General features: G+C 49.5%; 4 protein-coding genes. 2 read left to right on the forward strand and 2 right to left on the reverse strand.

The window, feature by feature from the left end; all coding sequences use genetic code 11:
* A partial coding sequence (metL, locus tag ACRC27_RS09360; protein ID WP_438639754.1) for a bifunctional aspartate kinase/homoserine dehydrogenase II occupies positions 1–1,073 on the forward strand: 1,073 nt, incomplete at its 5' end.
* A 370-nt stretch (positions 1,074–1,443) separates the two neighbouring features.
* The gene (metF, locus tag ACRC27_RS09365; protein ID WP_438629000.1) at positions 1,444–2,337 is read left to right on the forward strand and encodes a methylenetetrahydrofolate reductase; all 894 of its coding nucleotides are present in this window, start codon (positions 1,444–1,446) and stop codon (positions 2,335–2,337) included.
* Positions 2,338–2,436: 99 nt separating this feature from the next.
* On the opposite strand, the gene ACRC27_RS09370 is transcribed toward metF, so the two are convergent.
* The gene (locus ACRC27_RS09370) at positions 2,437–3,027 is read right to left on the reverse strand and encodes a PadR family transcriptional regulator (protein ID WP_438622697.1); all 591 of its coding nucleotides are present in this window, start codon (positions 3,025–3,027) and stop codon (positions 2,437–2,439) included.
* Positions 3,028–4,074: 1,047 nt separating this feature from the next.
* On the reverse strand, positions 4,075–5,397 hold a 1,323-nt coding region (locus tag ACRC27_RS09375), incomplete at its 5' end, for a phosphoenolpyruvate carboxylase (RefSeq protein ID WP_438639755.1).

Raw genomic sequence — 5,397 nt, forward strand, 5'->3', positions numbered from 1 at the left:
AGGCCCACAAGCGAGTGGGGCTGGTGCTGTTTGGCAAAGGCAATATCGGCTCACGCTGGCTGGAGTTATTTGCGCGTGAACAGCGCAGTTTCTCAGCGCGCACAGGGCTTGATTTTGTGCTGGCCGGCGTGGTTGATAGCAGCCGTAGCTGGCTCGATTATCAGGGGCTAGATGCCAGCCGCGCACTGGCTTTTTTCCATGATGAAGCCTCTGAGCACAGCGAACAACAACTGGCCACGTGGATGAGTCAACATCCCTTCGATGATCTGGTGGTGCTTGATGTGACAGCCAGTGCTCAGGTTGCCGAGCAATATTTACATTTTGCTGAACACGGCTTTCATGTTATCAGCGCGAACAAACTGGCCGGTGCTGCCAGTGCTATACAGTACCGCACCATCCGCGATGCGTTCCAAAAGACCGGTCGCCACTGGTTGTATAATGCTACGGTAGGGGCAGGTTTGCCGATTAACCATACTGTCCGTGATCTGCGTGAGAGCGGTGACAGCATACTGGCGATCAGCGGTATTTTCTCTGGCACACTGTCATGGCTATTTTTGCAGTACGATGGCAGCCAGCCGTTTACCGCATTGGTCGAACAGGCATGGCAGCAAGGGCTGACTGAGCCTGATCCGCGCGACGATCTCTCGGGGCAAGATGTCATGCGAAAACTGGTGATTCTGGCGCGTGAAGCGGGCTACGATATTGAACCCGAACAGGTGCGCGTTGAGTCATTAGTGCCGAGCGCACTCGAGCAGGTCTCACTTGATCACTTCTTTGAGCAGAACTTAAAGCTTAATGAATCGATGGCACAGCGGGTCGCCGCTGCACAGGAGGCTGGTTTAGTGCTGCGTTACGTCGCCCGTTTTGATGGTAATGGTAAAGCACGGGTTGGCATTGAAGCTCTGCGTCCTGATCATGCGCTGGCGTTTTTACTGCCGTGCGACAATATTTTTGCGATAGAGAGCCGCTGGTATCGTGATAACCCGTTGGTGATCCGTGGGCCGGGTGCTGGGCGTGATGTTACTGCAGGGGCTATTCAGTCAGATCTGAATCGTCTTGCTCAGTTGTTATAATGGGGTTATCGCTGATAGCGAGTTGCAATTAGCAGCTCTTGTTTGGCAGGTTAGTCTCAATAAAAAAAACCAGAACGTTAGTTCTGGTTTTTTTATGCTCAAAAAGTGATAAAAATGATCATTGACAGTCAGCACAAGTTACGTCATCTTAACATTTATTATCTGCATCTAGACGTCTAAACGTATGGATGTCAAAAGTAGATGCAATATAGATTGAGACTGACAACGGCTCGGGCAGGGAGTTAGACGGTAATGCAACACCGCCCAAGCAAAGGAATGATGAACAGGCTGGATACCGCAGCACAAGCGCCACTAAACCGAATGCGCATTGCTGTGCTCCATCGGGCCTGTATTAACGGAAGGATCCGCCATGAGTTACCATGCCAATCAACTTGATGCACTTAACCAAAGTGTGGCCGAACTGCACGGTCAAATTAATGTCTCGTTTGAGTTTTTTCCGCCCCGCACCGAAGAGATGGAGGCGACCTTATGGCACTCCATCCAGCGTCTAAGCTCACTACAGCCGAAGTTTGTGTCGGTCACCTATGGTGCAAACTCCGGTGAGCGCGATCGCACTCATTCGATTATCAAAGCGATTAAAGATCAGACCGGTCTGGCGGCTGCGCCACACTTAACCTGTGTGGATGCCACCGAGCAGGAGCTGCGCTGTATTGCACGTGATTACTGGAATAACGGTATCCGTCACATCGTCGCCCTACGGGGAGATTTACCGGCCGGACACGGAAAACCGGCTCTGTATGCCAATGATCTGGTTGCGTTGCTCAAAGAGGTGGCTGATTTTGATATCTCAGTGGCGGCCTACCCAGAAGTGCATCCTGAGGCGAAAAGTGCGCAGGCGGATCTGTTGCATCTGAAACGTAAAATAGAGGCGGGTGCGAACCGTGCCATTACCCAGTTCTTTTTTGATGTCGACAGTTATCTGCGCTTTCGTGATCGCTGCGCGGCGATTGGTATTGATGTTGAAATTATCCCCGGTATCTTACCGGTCTCTAACTTCAAACAGTTAACCAAATTTGCCACCATGACCAATGTGCGGGTACCGCAATGGATGCACCGCATGTATGCCGGTTTAGATGATGATCCGGCAACCCGAAATTTGGTCGGAGCCAGTATCGCGATGGATATGGTGAAAGTGTTGTCGCGTGAAGGGGTGAAAGATTTTCATTTCTACACCCTCAACCGTGCCGAGCTCAGTTATGCCATCTGCCATACCCTTGGCGTACGCCCTGTCGCGCTGGCTTAGTCGCTTGTTGATCGGTATTAAATGCGGGTATCAAGCTACACAACGCTGACGGTCAAACCTGATCGATCAGCGTTGTTGTGCCAAGCCTGAGATGACAAATCAGTAGCAGCTCTCTTCCAGCTCTTTTTCCACACGTGCACGGTTGGCATTCATTTCAAGTTCAGCCAGCAGATTCTGTGCCTCTTCCGCCCAGATGAGCCAAGCCTGCTCTTGTAAGATCCCGCGGCGCAGCGTCAGATAAGTCAGTTTATCTTCCAGACTTAATTGATCGGGTGAGATAAATTTCTCGCTTGATACTTTCTGATACTGGCGCAGTTGCTCATTGTGCTGCTGTGTTTGCTGAATCAACGCCTGACGAACCGGTGCAATATCATAATGGCTGCATGCCAGCAGACGAACCAGCAGTTCATCGCGCAGCGGGCGCTCATCAACCGGCGTACTGAGCCAGTTTTGCAGACAGGTTCGGCCGGAATCAGTAATACTGTAAACTTTGCGATCCGGTTTCCCTTCTTGAGGGATCAGCTGGCTGTGTACCATACCCTGATCAGCAAGACGGCTGAGTTCGCGGTACACCTGCTGGTGGCTTGCTGTCCAGACTAAGCCAACCATCCGGCTGAATTCTTTGGTAATGTCATAACCACTCGCGTCCTGACGGCTTAATAATGTCAGAATTACCTGAGAGAGCGCCATAATATCCTCATTTGCTTTTATTGCTTCCCTGTTGCGAATTAGCAACTTACACCATGATAGCTTCCACCCTATCCTTGGTGCGGAAGAAACGGGAACACTCCCGTTGTTCTAAAAGTCATATAAATAGTGCCGCAACCACAGCAGGTAAATAATGCGTTAACCCCGTGCAGAGTTCTCCCTTCACGATGAACGAATTAGATTAAAAAATACTGAGGTATGGGCAGTGGTGATAAGAATGACATACAACTGCGTATTGAGTCTTAGCAATTAGTGTCATATGCATCATTCGTTGCACTGTGTTTTGATTAGTGTGCAGGTTATTCTATATTTATCTATAGACAATATTTTCTATAGCAAAATGAGAAGGTGTCGACAAATTATTATCAGATTACATTGTGATGACAAAAAAGAGCACACACCAGCCTTGATACGGCTTCATGTAAAGCGCCAAATAAACGACACATTGCTTGTCTGGTAGAGTAAAACAGTGTGCGGCTTAAGCGATAATAGTCATACCATATTATTCATTGTTGTGTTTTTTAATCAAAAAAAACGGCAAGAAATAAAAAGTCATATATGGAATAAATAAAATGCATTCAGTTTAAAATGCGTATTAAATTTTAGTATTTCTATGATGATTTGTTTCGGCACAGTTATTTGTCATTAAATATGATTTAACCTTGTTATGCTATTTTCTGATCTGCGCCATAATTGATTTCCCACAATAAATAAACATTTGGTAACAAACCCCTTCTTAGTAACAAAGTAACAGCTCTTTTTATTCCCATGATGGTTCTGAATGCGTTGCTATTTCCAAAAATAGAAATTAAATACCGCCTGTAATTTAGTGATGTTTATATCTCTTATCCGTTTTTGGGTGATAACCAAGGCGTTTTACTGAGCAGTATTTTTTATGGAAAATGAAAAGAAAAAGAGCGCAGGGTATGGAAAGGAAACGTTGCGGGGTATTACCGAATATTCACCATTGCGATGAAAATAATAACGCAGTACAGCCGCTGGGCTGTACTGCGTGGGCGTTTTTACCGATTAACCGGTATTGCGCATACCGGCGGCAATTCCGGCAATGGTCACCATCAGTGCCTGTTCTACCTGAGGATCAGGCTCAGTCAGTTGGCGTGAACGGTGCAACAATTCAGCTTGCAGCACATTGAGTGGATCGGTATAGACATTGCGTAAACTGATCGACTCTTGCAGCCAAGGCTGATCGGCCATGCCATGCCCTTCGTTGGCAATGGCCAGCACCGCCCCGATATCATGCTTTAACATGCTGCGCAGTTGTGTACCCAGTGGCCACAGAGTTGTATCCACCAAGCGTTGATCATAATACTCGGTCAGCCACAGGTCGGTTTTACTAAATACCATCTCCAGCATGCCGATGCGGGTTGAGAAGAACGGCCAGTCACGGCACATCTCTTCGAGTACTGGTTGATTGCCTTGATCGATCACTTTTTGCAGCGCATCACCGGCTCCCAACCAAGCTGGCAGCATCAGGCGGTTTTGTGTCCACGCAAAGATCCATGGAATAGCCCGCAGACTTTCTACGCCACCGTTCGGGCGGCGTTTTGATGGCCGCGAACCAAGTGGCAATTTCGCCAGTTCACCTTCCGGCGTCGCCGCACGAAAATAGGGCACAAAGTCCGGATTTTCACGCACAATACTGCGGTATACGGTACAAGATGCATCAGACAGCACATCCATCGTATCGCGCCAGCCTTGTTGCGGTTGTGGTGGCGGCAGCAGATTCGCCTGCAATACGGCGCTGGTATAGAGTGACAAACTGTTTACCGCAATCTCCGGCAGGCCGAGTTTAAAGCGGATCATCTCACCCTGTTCGGTCACCCGTAGCCCACCTTTGAGCGATCCCGGTGGTTGTGACAGCAGTGCCGCGTGTGCCGGAGCGCCGCCACGACCAATGGTGCCGCCACGACCGTGGAACAGTGTCAGTTCAATGCCGGCCTCTTCACAGGTTTTGATCAGCGCCTCTTGTGCGCGGTACTGCGCCCATGCAGCAGCCATCACACCGGCATCTTTGGCCGAGTCTGAGTAGCCAATCATCACCATTTGGCGGCCCTGAATAAAGCCGCGATACCAGCCAATATTCAGCAGATCACGGATCACATCATCGGCACGGTTCAGATCATCGAGCGTTTCAAACAGCGGGGCGACCGGCAGATGTTGCTGGCAACCGGCCTCTTTTTGTAGCAAATGCACGGCCAGTACATCAGAAGGCTGGCGCGCCATTGAGATCACATACGAAGCCAGTGCACCCGCCGGTTGTTCGGCAATCGCGCGGCAGGTTTCGATCACCTCGGCAGTCTCTTCGCTAGGCTGCCAGTTGAGCGGCAGTAA

Source organism: Plesiomonas sp. (assembly GCF_051650925.1).
Taxonomy (GTDB): Bacteria; Pseudomonadota; Gammaproteobacteria; order Enterobacterales; family CAMTGL01; genus Plesiomonas.

Excerpts from the sequence above, each read along its gene's own strand:
- metF (WP_438629000.1), top strand. The coding sequence starts at position 1,444 with ATGAGTTACCATGCCAATCAACTTGATGCACTTAACCAAAGTGTGGCC.
- ACRC27_RS09370 (WP_438622697.1), bottom strand. The coding sequence starts at position 3,027 with ATGGCGCTCTCTCAGGTAATTCTGACATTATTAAGCCGTCAGGACGCG.